12 protein-coding genes are annotated in these 17,002 nt (G+C 70.8%); 7 read left to right on the forward strand and 5 right to left on the reverse strand.

Annotation, left to right across the window (positions count from 1 at the left end):
• Positions 1–355 precede the first annotated feature (355 nt).
• Together KY572_RS41720 and KY572_RS41725 are read right to left on the reverse strand one after the other, a co-directional pair.
• On the reverse strand, positions 356–1,447 hold the full coding sequence (locus KY572_RS41720) for a Kelch repeat-containing protein (protein ID WP_224249338.1): 1,092 nt from the start codon (positions 1,445–1,447) through the stop codon (positions 356–358).
• Positions 1,448–1,640: 193 nt separating this feature from the next.
• Positions 1,641–3,044: a sigma 54-interacting transcriptional regulator gene (locus KY572_RS41725; protein WP_224249339.1), complete on the reverse strand. Its 1,404-nt coding sequence runs from the start codon at positions 3,042–3,044 to the stop codon at positions 1,641–1,643.
• A gap of 208 nt (positions 3,045–3,252) precedes the next feature.
• Between KY572_RS41725 and KY572_RS41730 the strand changes: the two genes are divergently transcribed.
• Together KY572_RS41730 and KY572_RS41735 are read left to right on the forward strand one after the other, a co-directional pair.
• Entirely contained in the window at positions 3,253–6,354 is a 3,102-nt protein-coding gene (locus KY572_RS41730; RefSeq protein WP_224249340.1) for a serine/threonine-protein kinase, read from the forward strand.
• 109 nt (positions 6,355–6,463) lie between these two features.
• Entirely contained in the window at positions 6,464–7,489 is a 1,026-nt protein-coding gene (locus tag KY572_RS41735) for an aldo/keto reductase (protein ID WP_224249341.1), read from the forward strand.
• A 24-nt stretch (positions 7,490–7,513) separates the two neighbouring features.
• Here KY572_RS41735 and KY572_RS41740 read toward each other — a convergent pair whose 3' ends face one another.
• Together KY572_RS41740 and KY572_RS41745 are read right to left on the reverse strand one after the other, a co-directional pair.
• Entirely contained in the window at positions 7,514–7,756 is a 243-nt protein-coding gene (locus tag KY572_RS41740) for a hypothetical protein (RefSeq protein ID WP_224249342.1), read from the reverse strand.
• A 303-nt stretch (positions 7,757–8,059) separates the two neighbouring features.
• Positions 8,060–10,678: an MXAN_6230/SCO0854 family RING domain-containing protein gene (locus tag KY572_RS41745; protein WP_224249343.1), complete on the reverse strand. Its 2,619-nt coding sequence runs from the start codon at positions 10,676–10,678 to the stop codon at positions 8,060–8,062.
• 177 nt (positions 10,679–10,855) lie between these two features.
• Between KY572_RS41745 and KY572_RS41750 the strand changes: the two genes are divergently transcribed.
• From KY572_RS41750 to KY572_RS41765, 4 genes are all read left to right on the forward strand, one after another.
• Positions 10,856–12,259 carry an NADase-type glycan-binding domain-containing protein gene (locus tag KY572_RS41750; protein WP_224249344.1) on the forward strand — a complete coding sequence of 468 codons (1,404 nt, stop codon included), beginning with the start codon at positions 10,856–10,858 and terminating at the stop codon, positions 12,257–12,259.
• Positions 12,256–13,311 carry a hypothetical protein gene (locus tag KY572_RS41755; RefSeq protein WP_224249345.1) on the forward strand — a complete coding sequence of 352 codons (1,056 nt, stop codon included), beginning with the start codon at positions 12,256–12,258 and terminating at the stop codon, positions 13,309–13,311. Before KY572_RS41750 ends, KY572_RS41755 begins: the two co-directional genes overlap by 4 nt.
• Before the next feature lie 119 nt (positions 13,312–13,430).
• Entirely contained in the window at positions 13,431–13,883 is a 453-nt protein-coding gene (locus KY572_RS41760) for a hypothetical protein (RefSeq protein WP_224249346.1), read from the forward strand.
• Between the two features lie 132 nt (positions 13,884–14,015).
• Positions 14,016–14,834, forward strand: coding sequence for a hypothetical protein (locus KY572_RS41765; RefSeq protein WP_224249347.1), 819 nt, complete (start codon positions 14,016–14,018; stop codon positions 14,832–14,834).
• Between the two features lie 36 nt (positions 14,835–14,870).
• On the opposite strand, the gene KY572_RS41770 is transcribed toward KY572_RS41765, so the two are convergent.
• Positions 14,871–15,077 carry a hypothetical protein gene (locus KY572_RS41770; RefSeq protein WP_224249348.1) on the reverse strand — a complete coding sequence of 69 codons (207 nt, stop codon included), beginning with the start codon at positions 15,075–15,077 and terminating at the stop codon, positions 14,871–14,873.
• 114 nt (positions 15,078–15,191) lie between these two features.
• Between KY572_RS41770 and KY572_RS41775 the strand changes: the two genes are divergently transcribed.
• Positions 15,192–16,997 (forward strand): serine hydrolase domain-containing protein, encoded by a 1,806-nt coding sequence (locus tag KY572_RS41775; RefSeq protein ID WP_224249349.1) that lies wholly within the window; start codon positions 15,192–15,194, stop codon positions 16,995–16,997.
• Positions 16,998–17,002 lie beyond the last annotated feature (5 nt).

Here is a 17,002-nt window from a genome sequence, read left to right on the forward strand (position 1 = left end):
TCCTCCCCTGCCTCGGCGAGCGGGGCAGGGTGAGGGCGGGCCAGCATCCTCCAGGTGACAGTGCTCGTCAGGCGATGAAAGCGGGCCCAGGGACTTGAGCGCTGGCCCGGCCCGGAGCAGGGTCCGGGGGCTCGGCACCCCCGCCCACGAAGGTCCTGGCGGATCCTCGCCTGACCGGTCCGCAGATGATGCCCTTCGACAGCAAGCGGATGATCTACGGCGGCTTCAAGTCGCTGGTGACGCTCTGAGCGTCCTTCCGCGTCACATGAAGAGGGCAGCCAGTGCGCGAAAGCCGCGCGGGCTGGCTGCCCTCGGGAACTGCCGGGTTTGATGGGTTGGAGTCGTGCGGGCGGGACTACCACCACTGGTACAGGTCGGTGGTGGCGCTGCCGGTGCCCATGACGCCCGCGGTCACGAAGGCCTGGCCGTTGGGCAGCATCGTGGCGCCGAACATGGAGTGGGCGGCGGAGGCCGTCCCCGCGCTAGACCAGGCATCCTGCACCGGGTCGTACGACTCGGCGGTCGCGGTGGCGCCAGAGGTCGAGCCGCCACCGATCACCAGGGCGTGGCCATTGCCCTGGAGCAGGAAGGCGAAGTTGCGGCGCGGCATGAGCAGGCTCGCGGCCGGCGCCCAGGTGTTGGTGGCCGGATCGTAGAGGTCCGCGCTCGACAGGGTGATGGAGTTGTCCTTCATGCCGCCGGCCACCAGCACCTTGCCGTTGGTGAGCAGCAGGGCCTGGTGCCACTGGCGGGGAGACCGCATGGAGCCGGCCGAGACCCACGTGTTGGACACCGGATCGTAGAGCTCCGCGCTGCTCACGAAGTTGAGGCCGTCGAAGCCGCCGGTGGCCAGCACCTTGCCGTTGCCCAGGAGCGTCAGGGTGAGGCGCTCGCGCCGGGAGAGCATCGACGCCACGGGCGCCCAGGTGTTGGTGTTGGGGTCATACAGCTCGGCCCGCTGGGTGGCGGAGCCATTCCAGCCTCCGGCGACCAGGACCTTGCCGTTCCACAGGCGCACCGCGCCGCCCAGGTGGTGGGGGACGCTCATGGAGGCCGCCGCCGACCAGGTGTCGGTGCTCGGATCGTAGAGGTCCACGGTCGCCAGGGGCGAGGAGCCATTGCTCGCGCCGCCTCCGACCAGGACCTTGCCGTTGCCGAGCAGGACGCTGAAGTGATGGATGCGCGCCGTGGGCATGGGCGACGCCGTCGTCCAGGTGTTGCTGCTGGGATTGTAGAGCTGCGCCGTGTTGAGCGGGGTGTAGCCGTCGATGGAGCCGCCCGTCACCAGCACCTTGCCGCTGGGGAGCACCACGGCCGAGTGGTAGCTGCGCATGGCGCCCATGGAGGCACCGGTGCTCCAGCTCGCGGCGTCCGCACGCGAGGACAGCAGACCGATGCAGAGCATCGCGACCAACGAGAAACCACCCAGCACACGTCGATTCAACATGAGAGACATCTCCTGATGGCAGAGGACCCACGGGTCGGGGTCTGGCCTCGCCTGGAGCAAGCGACACGCCAGCCCACGCGGCGGGGCAACCCCTTGGATTCCGAGGGAGAGCGCCTCGCGGGTGTATCAGCGGGAGCGGGCCGGGGCCGGTACACCCCTGGACCACGGGTACACCTGGTACACCGGTGCGCCGTCAGGAGCGGAAGGAGTCCGGCTCCAGCCCGTGCCGCTTGAAGAGCCGGTGCACCTGCGCGCGTGACGTCTCCAGCGCCTGGGCGATGCGGCTGACGTTGCCCTGATGCTCTCGGAGGAGCGCGAGCAGCCGGTCCCGCTCCGCGTCCGGGGGGGCCGGCTCGGGTGGGGTGGGCCCGGGCTTCGGCTTGGACGGCTCCGCCCGAAGCTCCGGGGGCAGGTGCTCCAGGTCGATGCGCTCCGGCGAGAGCGCCACGGCCAGGGCCAGGACGTGCTCGAGCTCGCGCACGTTGCGTGGCCAGTCGTACCGGAAGAGGGCTCGCGCGGCCTTCTGGGTCAGGGACGGTACCGGGGCCCCGGGGGGCACGGCTCGACGCAGCAGGAGCGAGACGAGCAGCCCCAGATCCTCGCGCCGCTCGCGCAGGGGAGGCAGCCGCAGCCGGAGCCCCGACAGCCGCGCGAGCAGATCGCTCCGGAACGAGCCCTCGCGCACCTGCTGCTCGAGGTCCCGGTTCGTCGCGGCGAGCAGCCGGAGGTCCACCTTGATGGGACGCGTCCCTCCGACGGGGAGCACCTCGCTCTCCTGGAGCACGCGCAGGAGCGAGGCCTGGGACTCCAGCGGGAGCTCGCCAATCTCATCGAGGAACAGCGTGCCGCCGTCGGCGCTCCTCACGAGCCCTGGGCGCTCCTCGTTGGCGCCCGAGAAGGCGCCCTTCCGGTAGCCGAACAGCTCGGACTGCACGAGCGTCTCGGGCAGGGCCCCACAGTTGACGGCCACGAACTCGCCGGCCCTCCCCGCGAGCCGGTGATAGGCGCGCGCGAGCAGCTCCTTGCCCGTGCCCGTCTCTCCCTCCACCACCACGGGGACGGGTGTCCGGGCCACCCGCGCCAGCTTCGCCAGCTCCCCTGCGAGCCCCGGGTTCAGCGTGGCGAACCCGGGCACGGGCGCGTGCTGCTCCCGTGGCTCCTCGTCGTCGGGCAGCGCCGGCCCCGCGAAGGCTGCCTCGCGGAACAGCAGGAAGGTGTGGCCGAGCTCGATCAGATCGCCATCCGCGAGCCAGGCGCGCGCGCACGGCTCGCCATTCACCTGGAGCCCGTTCTTCGAGCCCGCGTCCTCGAGCATCCACTGCGCGCCCGCGCGCACGAACCGGGCGTGCTCCTTGGACATCCAGCGGTCCGGCAGGCGGAGGTGAAGTCGCCGGCGACCCGCCTGCTCCTGCCGGCTCCACCCGCGAGGCTCGCCTCGGCCCAGCACGAGCTCGTCGAGCGTGTCCAGCCAGTGGAGGCTCGGGTACTCCAGGGGATGCTCGCACGCGAGCGCGACGAGGAGGAACTGCCTCGGGCGAGCCGCGGGAGCCCAGGACTCCTCATCACGATTGGACAGCGTTTCGTCGTCCGGAGACACGGCTGGGGCACCCGACCAGGTGGCTTGCTGGACTATATGGCGACGCGTCGGATTCGACACGTCGCCGCTTCTTCCGCGCCACCCGGGCAGGGCGGGCCTTCCTGCAAGCTCCTGTTGTTCCCCGAGCCAGGGCGCTGGCCTGTTTCCTGCCTATGGCTGGAGCCGCGGCGCTGCCAGGGTCATGACGCAGCGACACGGATGGAAGCACATGCTCCCGGATTCCTCCTCGGCGACGAGGAGCCACACGCTCGAAGCCACCGAGTCCCGTTCACCCCAGGTCAGACCTCCTCGAGGGGCGGGAGTTGTTCCCACCCGGGTCTTCGAGGACGACGAGCTGGTCGCCTTCCGCTACCGCATCCGAGGCCTGCTCGGGCGCGGCGGCATGGGCGAGGTCTACGAGGCGGAGGATCTCGAGCTGCGCGAGCGCGTCGCCCTCAAGGTCCTCCGCCGGGAGCTGGCCGAGCGCCCCGGCGCCCTGGAGCAGCTCAAGCGCGAGATTGCCCTGGCGCGCAAGGTGTCCCATCCCAACGTCTGCCGGCTCTTCGACGTGGGCTTCCACCTTCGCTCGGGCGCGGGAGGCTCGGAGCGCATCTGCTTCCTGACCATGGAGCTGCTCCAGGGCGAGCCCCTGTCCGCCGTGCTGCGGAGCAGGGGACGGCTCGCACCGGACGAGGTGCTCCCGCTGGCGCGGCAGCTGGCCGAGGGGCTCGGCGCCGCGCACGAGGCCGGCATCATCCACCGCGATCTCAAGAGCGCCAACGTGCTCCTGGTGCGTGCGCCCACGGGGGCAACGCCGCGCGCGGTCATCACCGACTTCGGTCTGGCCCGTGTGGTGGGTGAGGGCTCGGTGGAGCCGGTGGACTCGAGCGCGCGCCTCGTCGGCACTCCCGCATACATGGCGCCGGAGCAGCTCGAGGGAGGGGCCGTCACGCCAGGGACCGATCTCTATGCCCTGGGCGTCATCCTGTTCGAGCTGCTCACTGGCAGCCGTCCCTTCCAGGGCGAGGATGCGCGCGACACGGCCCTTGAGCGGCTGCGCCGGCCAGCGCCCTCTCCGAGGAGGTTCCGTCCCGAGCTGGAGGGCCGCTGGGAGGCCCTCATCCTGCGCTGCCTCGAGCGCCGGCCCGAGCGTCGCTTCGCGGATGCACGCGCGGTGCTCTCCGCGCTCCCTGCTCCGAGGAGGGTTCGCCAGCCCTCGAGGCCGGGTGCCAGGCCGCTTGCGAGCCTGCTCGCGGTCATGATGGGGGGCCTGCTGGCGGGAGCTCGCATCCCACCGCCTCCCCCCGTTCCGCCCCTGGAGAAGCCGGTGCCCGCGCTTCGCTCCCTGGCGCTGCTGGGCTTCGAGGACCGCACGGGGCGTCCGGACACCGCCTGGCTCTCCCGCCAGCTCACCCAGGCGCTGGGAGTAGAGCTGAGGGCCGGTGTGCCGTCGTTCCTGCTCTCCAGCCGGATCGAAGTCGCGAAGACAGCCCTCGGGATGAAGGACGCCGACCCGCTGACGCCCGACACCCTGGCGCGGCTGCGTGGACTCCTCGGATGCGACGTCGTGGTGCAGGGGGCCTATACCGTCAGGGAGGCCGCGGGCTCCGAGTTCCTGCACCTGGAGCTCCGCGTCCTGGACACCTCCACGGGAGAGCCCCTGGCGCTCGTGGAGGAGAGCGGTCCTCTGCGCGGTCTGCTCCCGGTGGTCTCCCGGGCAGGTGAGCGCATCCGTCAGGTGATGGGCGTCTGGGGCATGTCTCCGCTCTCGACGCTGGAGCGTGTGCTGCCCTCCAGCCTGGAGGCCCTGCGGCTCAATAACGAGGCCATGGAGAAGCTCCATCAGCGCGATCCCGCTGCCGCCGAGAAGCTCTTCGAGCAGGTGACTGCGCTCGAGCCCGCTCCGTCCGGTCCGCGCTCCTCGCTGGCCGTTGCCCTGGTCGCCAGGGGTGACCGCGGCCGTGGCAGGGAGCTCCTGGGGAAGGTGCTCACCCACGGGGAATTTCTGCCGCCTTCGGATCGGCTCAGCCTCGAGGCCCTCTACACGGCCTACGCGCCGGACTGGCAGGGCGCCTCGGAGCGGTACCGCCAGCTCCTCGAGCTCCTCCCAGGAGACTTCGAGGTAGGACTGTCGCTCGGGGGCGCCCAGCTCGCGGCCCGCTCCCCGAAGGAGGCGCTCGCCACGGTGGAGCGGTTTCGCGAGCGCTCCCTCCCCACCGTCTTCGCCGTCCTCTTCGACAACCTGGAGGCGAAGGCGGCGCTGAAGGTGGCGGACCTTCCGCGAGCCCAGGCCGCCGCCTCCCGAGCGGCGCTCCAGGCGGAGGCCCTGAGTGACTGGTTCTCCGCCGCCATGAACCGGAGCCTGGAGGCGGACGCACTGCACGCGCAGGGCGCCACGAGCCGAGCACGCGAGGCCCTCCGAGAGGCCGTCCGGCTCTTCCAGCGCGCGGGAGACCGGCACTCGGAGGCCGAGGCCACCCGGAAGCTGGCCCAGATGCTGCCCGCGGAGGATCTGCGCGGAGGCCTCCAGGTCGCTCGAGAGGCGCTGGCCCTCTTCCGGGAGCTGGGGAGTGCGAGCGGGGAGTGCATGACGCTGCTCGATGTCTCCAGCTACCAGCACTCGCTGGGAGAGCTGCGAGGCGCCCTGCGCTCCGCGCGCGAGGCCCTGCCGCTCTGCCAGGGAACGCGCCTGCCCGTCCTGTCGATGTACGCGTGGAACCTCCTGGGCCGGGCACAGCGGAGCCTGGGGGAGCTCCCCGCCGCCGAGGCCTCGTTCCGCGAGCAGCTTCGTCTCGCGCGGGAGCACCAGAACGGGGCGGAGACCACCGCGAGCCTCGCGGAGCTCGTGGACCTGCTCCTGTCGCGCGGAGAGCTCGCGCGGGCCCGAGCGCTCCATGACGAGGCGCAGGCCCTCATCCGGGAGGACGCGCGGAGGGCTCCGGAGGACTTCGCGCTTCTGCGGGCGCGCCTCGCATTCGAGGAAGGGCGCCTCGAGGAGGCGGCGACCCTGGCGGAGGCGGCGGTGACGAGTGTGTCGCAGCTCTCCGTCCCCGCCGTGTACCTGCTGCAGTCCCGGGTGTTCCTGGCCCAGGACCGCTACAAGGAGGCGAGCGCCGCGCTCCTGCTGGCCGGTGAGCCCGCCGTGGCCCAGCTCCGGCTCGAGCTGCGCATCCAGCGGGCGCGGCTGAGTGCCATGCGCGGAGGAGCCCGCGAGCGCGAGGCGGCGTTGGCAAGTCTCCGGGAGATCCTCGCCGAGGCCGAGCGGCTCGGGTGGCACGAGGGGCAGTCCGAGGCCCGTCTGGCGCTCGGGGCGCTCCACCGCGCTCGGTAGGACCGCCAGACGACACAGGGGCCGGCGCGGGAGCTTCCTTGTGGCGAGCGGCGCGCGGGCGCGTTAGGCCGAGGGCCTCGCGGCGCATGCCGTCACACGGAGGGGAATCATGGAGTACCGCAAGCTGGGGCACAGTGGCCTGAAGGTGTCGAGCCTGTGCCTGGGAACGATGACGTTTGGCGAGCCGACCGAGGGCTCGATGATGCACGGGGTGGCCGCCGACCAGAAGACGTCCTTCGCCATCATGGACCGAGCGCTGGAGGCGGGGATCAACTTCTGGGACACGGCCAACGTCTACGGCAACGACGGGCTGACGGAGAAGGTGGTGGGGAGCTGGTTCGCCCAGTCCAAACGGCGCGACGAGGTGGTGCTGGCCACCAAGTTCCGCTTCCGGATGGGCAAGGGCCCCAACGACACGGGCGCCTCGCGCTACCAGATCCGGGCCGCCGTGGAGGGGAGCCTGCGTCGGCTGCAGACCGACCGCATCGATCTGTACCAGGTGCACATGCAGGACATCGACACGCCCGAGGAGGAGACGCTCCGGGCGCTGGAGGATCTGGTGCGCCAGGGCAAGGTGCTCTACATCGGCGCCAGCAACTATGCCGCCTACCGGCTGGTGGACAGCCTGTGGACCAGCAAGACCCAGCACCTGTCGCGCTTCGTGTCGCTGCAGGCCCAGTACAGCCTGGTGGTCCGCGAGCTGGAGCGGGAGCACGTCCCGCTCTGCGAGCAGTTCGGCCTGGGCATCCTGCCGTGGTCCCCGCTGGCCGGTGGCTTCCTGTCGGGCAAGTACCGCAAGGGCCAGCCGCCGCCAGAGGCCTCGCGCCTGGCGAAGTGGAAGGACCGGCTGGCGGGGTTCGACACGCCGCGGAACTGGCGGACGCTGGAGGCGGTGGACGCGGTGGCCGCGGAGCTGAAGGCGTCTCCCTCCCAGGTGTCCCTGGCGTGGCTGCTGCGCAAGCGCGCCGTCACCTCCGTCATCTTCGGCGCGCGCACCGTGGAGCAGCTCGAGGACAACCTCCGGGCCGCCGAGCTGAAGCTGGATGACGCGCAGCTGAAGCGGCTGGACGAGGCGAGCGCCCTGGAGCTGGGTTACCCCTACGACTTCATGCAGCGCATCCAGGGGCGGTGGTAGCCTCCGGCCCGGGAGCCCTCCCATTCACCTTCCGAGCGCCGCGTCGAAGGTGGCGTGCACCTTTGTCACGAGGTGCTCGAAGCGACCGCAGACGCCGTCGGCGCCGCGCACGCAGAGCAGCGGCACGTCGCCGCGGTGGGTGATGAACTGCCCCGGCTCACGAACCTCGGAGGCGAAGCCGAGCTGGAGCGGCAGGCGCCGGAAGTAGACGCTCCAGGCGCTCGGGGGACAGGTAGCAATCGATTGGAATCGACGCGCAGTCGCCATCCATGTCGGGCGTGCCGGCGGCGTCCTGCTCCAGGACCTCTTCCATCAGCCGCACTTGCTCGCCTGGCTTCATCCGCCGCGCAGCCTAACCCCTTCAGGGGTGGGTCATGCGCCCACCTCCCCGTGGCGCGGGAGCCCCCCTGTCGGCCGGATTTGTAGCGAACTGGTATGACAAGCATACCAGTCGGTGACGTTCTGGTCCGACACGGGCACCTCCATGGGAGGGGGAGGGGGCGGGGACGCAGGGGCGGTGGGCGCGGCTCACACCGGGGGCAGGGAGTCGGTCCGGCGTCGCTGACGGCTCTACGGCCGCAGCGCAGAGACCAGCTCCCCCGCCGCGAGCCGCTGGACGCGCTCCGCCTCCGTGTGACGGAAGCGGAGCGCATAGCCCTCGCTGCCGTCGGGCAGTGACGGCTCGTCCGAGAGGCCCGCGAAGAAGGTGGGCGCACGGCCCAGCTCCAAGCGCGGCGCCTCCCGGGCGTCCTCCAGGTGGCGAAGCCGCCGCAGGAAGCGGCCCGCGTCCTCGTTCGGAGCCCGGGTGAGGACGGCCACCCGTCCATTCCGGCGACGCACGTGCACCGTTCGGGTGCGCGCCGCCGCGTGCAGACAGGCGAGCTCCCAGAGGGTCGGTCTGGCACCCGTGCCGAAGTAGGCCAGCGCGTCCTTGCTGAAGTGGGCCAGCTCGCCGCGAGACACATCCACGCTGTGGTAGGGGTCGTCGGTCGGTACCTTCACATCCACCCAGCACAGCTTGCGCGCCTCGAGATCGATGACGAGCGGCAGGGAGATCTTCGCGCTGCCCTGCAGATCGAAGCGCTGCTCCACCGTGCTCGCGTCGAAGTGGCGGCCGCCGTTTCCGTCGCGCACCATGAAGCCCGCGAAGGCGTCCTCCATGCGGTCGAAGGGCACGCTGTTGAAGGAGAAGACCACCGGCACCGCGTAGCGCACGCCCCTGGCCAGCAGCGCGGAGGTGTGCACGTCCAGGAACTCGGCGCCTCCGATGGGGGCGGGGCCGGAGGTGACGTCTCCGGAGTGCACGGCGCCGCCGCCCGCCAGGCGCAGGTTCGTGTAGTCACACAGGTCCACGAGCCACCACTTCGCGTCGTAGAGCGCCACCGACAGATCGAGGTCCACCCGCCGCTGCTTCGGCTCCGTCCAGTGCACGAAGAAGCGCAGGTGCTCGCCCTGAGGCAGGTCCAGCACGCTGCCGCGCGGCACCGCCACGAGCGCGCGTGACGCGGTCTTCTCCGCCAGGGGGACGAGCAGATCGGAGAGCGCCTCGTCGAGCAGCGCCTGGGGCAGGGCAGGGAGCCGCTCCGCGCGCCGGAGCAGCTCGCGCTCCAGCGGGCCGACGAGCTGGCCGATGGTGTCTCCGGACAGGAGCGGCCGTCGATCCTCGGTGCCCCAGGCGTGGGTGGCCTCCCCCTTGGGGAAGAAGATTCGCCGGGAGAAGGGCGCGTTCCGGCGGCGCAGGTGCGCGGCGGCGGTGAGGAGGAGCGCGGGCGCGGCTCGCGGTGCCACCGCCTCCAGGCTGGCGGCGAGCTCCCGCTCCTGGGAGGCACCGTCGCCCGCGACGAGCGCCGTGCGAGCCACATGGTCCAGCCTGCGCAGCAGCTCCCCCGGGCGCTGCCGCAGCAACCGCAGCGCCCCGCTCACGTCACGCCGGCCCAGCAGCTCCTCCACCCGCGAGCTCCACGAGCGGAAGCGCAGCGTGACGCCTCCCTCCACGGGCCGCGAGAGGAAGTCGTCGGGATGGGCACGGGCCTGGGCCAGCATTGCCTGCCCGAAGTCCGTCTCCGGCACGAGCACCGTGCCGCGCAATGTGGTGAAGGCGAGCGCGACGTTCGGGTGCTGCCGCCAGCGCTCGAAGACGTGGAGCTGCCCCGACATGGCCTTCCAGAGGCCCGGGTAGCGGTGCACGTCCTCGGTGAGGTTCAGCGGCGGGAGCGCCTCCATGGCCTTCAGCACCGCGCGCCGCATGGGGCGGGGAGGGCTCTCGAGGGGCACCCGGACCGTCAGGTCGGGGTTCCCGCCGGCCCATGCGACGAGCACGCGGAGGAAGTCCGTCGCGGTCTTCAGATGCGAGGCGGCTCCGCTCAGCACGTCGGCCGTGGCCTCGGGCTCCTGCCGCAGCAGGCTGCCGAGGACGTGGGCCATCGTCTCCTTCACGGGGATGCGCGCGGGAAGCCAGCCGAGCACCTTCAGCCGGAAGTGGGAGACGAACGTGCTCACCGAGTCGAGCTCGTCCGGACGAAGGACGGTGGCGCGCGAGAGCAGCCGCTGCATCACCTCCCGCGAGGCGGCCTCGAGGTCCGTGCCGAGCGACAGCCGCGTCATGCGTCCCTCGCGGCGCACATAGAGACGCTGGGTGGACGGGTGGGTCACCGGCTGGAAGTAGGGCTGGCCGGCAGTCACGCGCCGGTGGCAGATGGGACACGCCCCGTACTCGCGTGGGTCGAAGCAGCTCTGGCAGACGACGTGGGCGCACGGGTCGAGCGCCTGCACCGCGGTCACGTTCCCACACTGGATGCAGGGATGCTCGGCCTCCTGGAAGAGCCACACCAGCACGCGCTGCATGTAGAACGAGTGGGTGTCCTCCGGGACGCTGTGGGGGAAGTTCGTGAACAGGGGCACGAAGGGCCGGTTCCTGCCCAGGTGCTCCGCGAGCGTGTCGAAGACGAAGCGGCCCACCTGCGCGAGCGTCTCCGGGGTGAGCGCGGCGAGCGCGTCCTGGAGCGGGCCGGACAGCGTGTAGCCCAGCGCGAGCAGGTCCGTCTCGAGCGCGCGCACGCCCTCGCGTCCGCGGAGGGAGGGAGTGCTGGCGGCGCGGGAGGTGGGGACGAAGACGCGAGACGTCTTGCGCAGCAGCAGGGCCGCGGTGGCGCTCACGGCACCGGGAACGTCGAGCTCGGGCGGAGCCACGAGGCCTCCAGGGAGGGAAAAGGCGGGGCGGAGAGCGGATGCACTACCAGTAGGAGTTGAGAAGGAAGCACACCCAGAGCCGCCCCGCCGACGGACTATAGCAGAGACACGGCGCTTGGAACCGCCAAGGTGGCGTGGCTAGCGTGCGGGCCTCCCCTCCACAGGCAAGGCCCACGCATGCGGATCGTCCTGCTCGCTCTCATCACTCCCACCCTGGCCTCCGCCGCGGGCTTCCAGCGCCTGCATGCCGAGCAGGCCTCGGCGACCAGCTTCCTCAAGAGCAACTGGAACAAGTACGAGGAGAACTACCACCCCAGCTATGTGCTCGATGACGACCCGAAGACGGCGTGGGTGGAGGGCGCCGAGGGCGACGGCATCGGCGAGTCGCTCACCATTCCCCTGTCCAACCTCAAGTCGGCGCGCGCGGTCCGCCTGGTGATCTTCAACGGCTACCAGAAGTCCCAGGGGCTGCTGGCCGCCAACGCCGCTCCCAGGCAGCTGACCATCTCCGTGCGCGGACTGGGGGGCAGCGAGTCGGCGCGGAAGCAGGTGACGCTCGAGCGCAAGCTGGGAGGCCAGTCCTTCGACATCCCCGTGACGGGCTCCGTGGCCGAGGTGGTGCTCACCATCGACAGCGTCCACCCGGGAGCGAAGTACAAGGACACCTGCGTGTCCGACGTCCAGGTCTTCGTCGACAGCGACGTGCCGTACAGCGCCGCCGTCGAGAAGGGCAAGCGCGAGGCGATGCTCCAGTGGAAGAAGGGGCGCCTGGAGGCCGCGAAGTACTTCGCCTCCCTGCCGAAGACCTACCCCTACGCCGCCACGAGCTTCGAGGAGAAGGAGGGCGCAACCGAGCTCGTGGCGAAGCGCTACTCCGGGCTCGTCGACGAGGACAAGGATGGCTATCCCGACAAGGGGGTGCCCGCGAAGGACTTCGTCCCGCTGCTCGGCCAGATCGAGACAGGCAAGGTCGTGGGCTCGCTGGCCAGCACGGATGTGGCCCTGCTCCAGGAGATTCAGAGGCTCTCCAGCGCCCCTCCCAAGGAGGGAAGGTGGTTCTCCCTCGCCAGCAAGGGGCGCACCGTCATGCCGGAGAACTTCCCGATCCCCGAGCTCATGGCTCCCCTGTTCCACCTCGACGACGCGACGCTCTTCGAGGCCAAGGGCCGAGGCAACGTGGTGCCGAAGATCAAGGAACACCCGCAGCGCGGCTACGAGGAGGGCAAGGTGCTCTCGAATCTGCTGCTCCTCGAGGGCTCGACCACCGACGTGAAGAAGGTGTACTTCACCTACACCCACATCATCATCGAGCGTACGTCGACCACCACCACCACGCATGGCATCGCGCTGCTCGAGGGCGGGAAGCTCACACGGCTGGTGACCTTGGAGAGCGTGGAGGACAGGGAGCTCGCCGGGACGGCGACCACCGTGAACGTGACCGTCCCGACGTACACCGGAGGCAAGGTGTCGCGTCTGGAGACCACCCAGCTCGATGACCGCGAGTACGACTTCGACGGACCGGAGGCGGACTCGGGAATCAAGCTGACGAAGACCGCCTTCGAGGCCCAGACGCGCTCATGAGGCGTGAGGTGCTCCTGGCGGCCCTGCTCGCGACCGGGGCAGGCGCCGAGCCGCCCTCTGCGTGGGACTTCGGCCACTTCATGGAGCCGGTCCGCGTCCCCGGAGTGTCGGCGGAGACCTGCGAGCCGTGCCACACGGAGGTGTACGAGGCGTGGAGCCAGTCCCGCCACCGGCGGAGCCTCGACAACCGCGTGTTCCTCGATGGCTTCGCGGCCGAGCCTCACCCGCGCTGCGTGTACTGCCACGCCCCGTTGGAGGAGCAGGCCCGGGCGGCGCTGCGGTGGCGCGCGGCGCTGATCCGTGAGCGCACCCTGGCGTCGGTCCCCGCCGCATCGCTGGCGCATGAGGGCATCACCTGCTCGACGTGCCATGTGCGCCAGGGCGTGGTGCTGACGGCGAACCCCCGGCCCCCGGAGGCCGATCATCCGCTGCGCTCCGAGCCGAGGCTGGCGGAGCCGTCCTTCTGCGCGAGCTGCCACGAGTTCCTCGGCCACGAGGTGGTGGACGGCAAGTCCCGGCTCACCGACGAGAAGATGCAGACCACCTGGAGCGAGTGGCGTGCGTGGACGGCGCGCGGAGGCAAGGGCACCTGCCAGGACTGCCACATGCCCGGCAAGTCCCACGCGTTCCGAGGCGCGTATGATCTGGCCTTCCTTCGTGGCGCGCTGTCGCTGCGCCTCGAGAGCACGGGAGGGCGGCTCGTCGCGGTGGTGGAGTCCCAGGGAGTGGGGCACGCCTTTCCGACGGGGGATGTCTTCCGTCACCTCCAGCTCTGGGCCGATGAGCGGTCCGTGGCGCGCTTCGGGCAGACGTTCGAGCTCCAGGCGCTGGAGGATGGCACCTTCCAGGTGAGGCGGACGGGGAACACGGCCCTTCAGCCCTTCGTGCCCGCGCGCGTGCCTCTGCCAGCGGGCACCCGGCGCGTCCGCGTCACCTACCACTACGCCGAGGAGCGGCACGCACGGCGCGGCACGGTTCCCCGGAACGAGCTCGTCGTGGAGCTGGCGGCACGCGATGTCTCGGGGGGGGCCCCCAGGAATTCAGCGCGCTAGCCCCTGCGCGCTCACCGAGCGATCGCCAGCGCCAGGCAGCCCGTTCACCGGGCAGCGAAGCTGCCGGGCGTTGGCGTTTCCTTCCAGCACCCCCAGTCTTGAAGGAGGAGGTCTATGGCATGGATGCCAACCGGCTCTCTCGAGGACTGGGGTGGTGGAGCGTGGGACTGGGGCTCGCCGAGCTCACCTTCTCGGAACGCCTCTGCCAGCGGCTGGGGTTTCGGGGCCGCATGGAGCTGGTGCGCGCGCATGGCGTGCGAGAGGTCCTCGAGGGAGTGGGTCTGCTGACGCGGCGCGACCCACGTCCCTGGTTGTGGGCACGCCTCGCCGGAGATGTGCTCGACCTCTGCGTGCTGGGCGTCACCCTGCGCCGGGTGGAGGTGCCGATCGCCTGGCGGCTCGCGGGGACCCTCACGGCGGTGGGGCTCACGCTCGTGGACGCCCTGGCCGTGAGGGGGCTGCGCACGCAGCAGCGCGGCGACGTCATTGGCATGGACCTCTCACCCGAGCCCAGGGAGAGCTGGCGCGGCAGCAGCCTCGCGGAGGAGGTGGGCACCCGCGAGCTTCGCTGAGCCGGCTGCCCGGCCAGTTTCCCTCGCTGGTGAAGGGCCTCCTGGGCGAGACTGATGTGCCCTGGCGCTGGGAGTACAATCCGCCTCTCGCGGAGTGCGCGCCGGGAGCCGCCCGCGGAGAGAGGTGCTCGAATGGTGATGCTCCTGCTGATCCTCATCGGACTCATCGCGGTGGCGGGCGGCTTCATCTGCGTGCATGGGGCCGGCGTCTGGAGACAGCGCGCGCGGTGGTTGGCGGAGGCCCCGCTGACACCGATCGCGGCAGCCAGAGAGGGAAAGGTCATCCGAGTCGTGGGGCAGGTGCTCCCCTCGGGAGGCGTGGGGCCGATCAGCGGCCGCGCCGCGGCCATCTGGCGGATCGATCTGTTCGAGTTCATGGGCTCGGAGGGGGCTCGCGCGGCGGACAGCTCTCACGACATCCGCTTCAGCGAGGAGGCGCTGGCCATTGCCGATGGCTCGGGTGCGACGGCGATGCTGAACGCCTCGTCGGCCCACCTCCTTCTCATCGAGCAGCGGGATGTGGCGAGGCTCAGCGCGAGAGGCAGGCCGACTTCACAGGTGGAAGCGCTCTGCCAGCGGCTGGGGCTGGCACTTCACGGAGACCCGCGGCGCTGGCGCGTCGAAGCACAGGAGCGGATCGTCGCGCCGGGCACCTCCGTCCACGCCATCGGCCAGGTTCAGGTCGACGGAGAGACTGTCTGGCTCAAGCCGCCGAAGGACACCCCGGAGTCCTGCTTCGCGACACAGGACCCGCGGGGATTCTCGGCCCAGCACCGCACGCTGATGCTCTTTGGTGCCGCGCTCTTCGTCACCGGAGTGGCGCTCATTCTCCTGGGCGGCGTCATCGGGTTCGAGGATGAAGACCCCCGTGCGGGATTGAGCCTGGCGAGGAGCGTCGAGGAGCCCCTGCCTGGGCACTCTCGAGGCGGGGCCGAGCACCGCCCGCTCTGAAACGCGGAGCGAGCGGCGCTTCACGGCAGTCGGAGACTAGCGGACGCAGACGCAGCGACCGAAGCTGCAGACGGCGGCGTTCGGCTCGCCACAGACCTTGATGCTGTCGCAGTGGTAGTCCCGGACACACTCGGCAAAGCCCTGCTGGGCGTCCGCCTGCGCCGGGGTGAACGCCACACCAAAGCCGAGACCCATGCCCACCGCCAGCGCGGCCATCGTCAGGATGCTCTTCGTCTTCTTCATGGTGTTTCTCCTGGGAACTGCGAGGCAAACCCCATCGCGAGGATGCGAAGGGGGGGGCGCGATTCTAGGGTAGGTTCGTCCCATGCTCATCTCCTTCGAGACGTAAGGGCCGCGATGACGAACACCCACAGAGCCTTCTCTCTCGCCGTGCTGCTGACCCTGCTCGTTGCTCCCGTCGCCTTCGCTCAGCCCTCCGCCACCGATGCAGGCCCGGCAGCCCCCAGCACCGCTGCCCGGCTCGTTGGCGTCTGGGGGGCGGAGCGCCGCTTCGGGCCGGAGGTGCGGGGGACGCTGCTGCTCACCCGGAGCGGTGACCGCTGGGTGGCGCGGCTGGGAGGCTTCGAGGTGTCCGGGACGGCGGAGAAGGGCGCGCTCTCACTCGCCTTTCCGGGAGGCCAGGGCGAGCTGCGCGCGAAGCTGGACACGGACGGAAAAAGCCTTCGCGCCCATTGGATCCAGCCCCAGACGGTGGTGGGGGACACCCGGTATGCCACGCCCATCACCTTCCGGGCGCTGGGCAGGGACGCCTGGAGCGGCGACGTCACCCCCTGGGACGATCGCTTCACGCTGTACTTCGTGGTGCAGCAGCAGCCGGACGGGAGCGTGACGGCGTTCCTCCGGAACCCCGAGCGGCACTTCGGAGCGCGCTTCGCCTTCCAGGTCTCGCGGACGGGCAAGGCCGTGCGCTTCGCCAACACGAAGCAGCCCGACATGTCGTTCGAGGGCACGTATGACGAGGCCTCCGACCGGCTGACGTTGACGATCGCCTTCCTGGGGCCGTTCGAGTTCACCCGCCGAACGCGGGACCAGGCGGTGGGGCTCTACCCGCGCACGCCCTCCGCGGGCCCGTATGCCTACCGCGCGCCGCTCGCTGGTGACGATGGCTGGGCCACCGCGTCGCTCACGGACGTAGGCATGGATCCCAAGCCGATCACCGCGCTGGTCCAGCGCATCCTCGACGTCGAGCCTGGCACCTCGCCGGCGCCCATCGTCCAGGGCCTGTTGATCGCGCGGCACGGCAAGCTGGTGCTGGAGGAGTACTTCTACGGCTTCGAGCGCGAGCGCCCACACGATCTGCGCTCGGCGGGCAAGACGTTCACCTCGGCGCTGGTGGGGCTCGCGCTCGATCGGAAAGCCCCCTTCACGGTCGCCTCGAAGGTCTACCCCCTGTTCCCGGAGTATCGCGCGCTGCCCAACCCGGATCCGCGCAAGGAGCAGCTCACGGTGGAGCACCTGCTGACGATGTCCTCGGGCTTCGCCTGCGATGACGACGACGAGAGCTCGCCTGGAAACGAGGACCGGATGCAGTCCGAGCCGGGCGACTGGTACGCGTACACGCTGGGGCTGCCCATGGCGCGGGTGCCGGGCGAGAGGCCCGTGTACTGCTCCGCGGGGATCAACCTGCTCGCGGGCGTGGTCCGCAACACCCTGCGCATGTGGCTGCCCGAGCTGTTCGACAGCGGGCTGGCCAGGCCGCTGCAGATGCAGCGCTATCACCTGAACCTCTCGCCCACCGGCGAGCTGTACGGGGCCGGCGGCATCTTCCTCCGGCCTCGCGACGCCCTGAAGCTGGGTCAGCTCTACCTGCAGGGCGGGGTGTGGAACGGCAAGCGGGTCATCAGCAAGGACTGGGTGGAGCGCTCCACCGCCTTCCACGTGACGATGGGGCCGGGGCGGACGTACGGCTACACGTGGTGGCGCCAGGAGCTGAAGGTGGGCGACCGCGTCTATGCGGAGTACGAGGCGGGCGGAAACGGCGGCCAGCTCGTGATGGTGGTGCCGGAGCTGGACCTGACCGTGATGTTCGCGGGCGGCAACTACAACCAGGTCTCGGTCTGGCGGAAGTTCCGCGAGGAGTTCCTGCCCCAGTACATCCTCGCGGCCGTGACCGCGCCGCCACCGGCGAAGCAGGGCCGCTGAGCGGG

Origin of the sequence: Hyalangium gracile (assembly GCF_020103725.1) — a bacterium.
Lineage (GTDB): Bacteria > Myxococcota > Myxococcia > Myxococcales > Myxococcaceae > Hyalangium > Hyalangium gracile.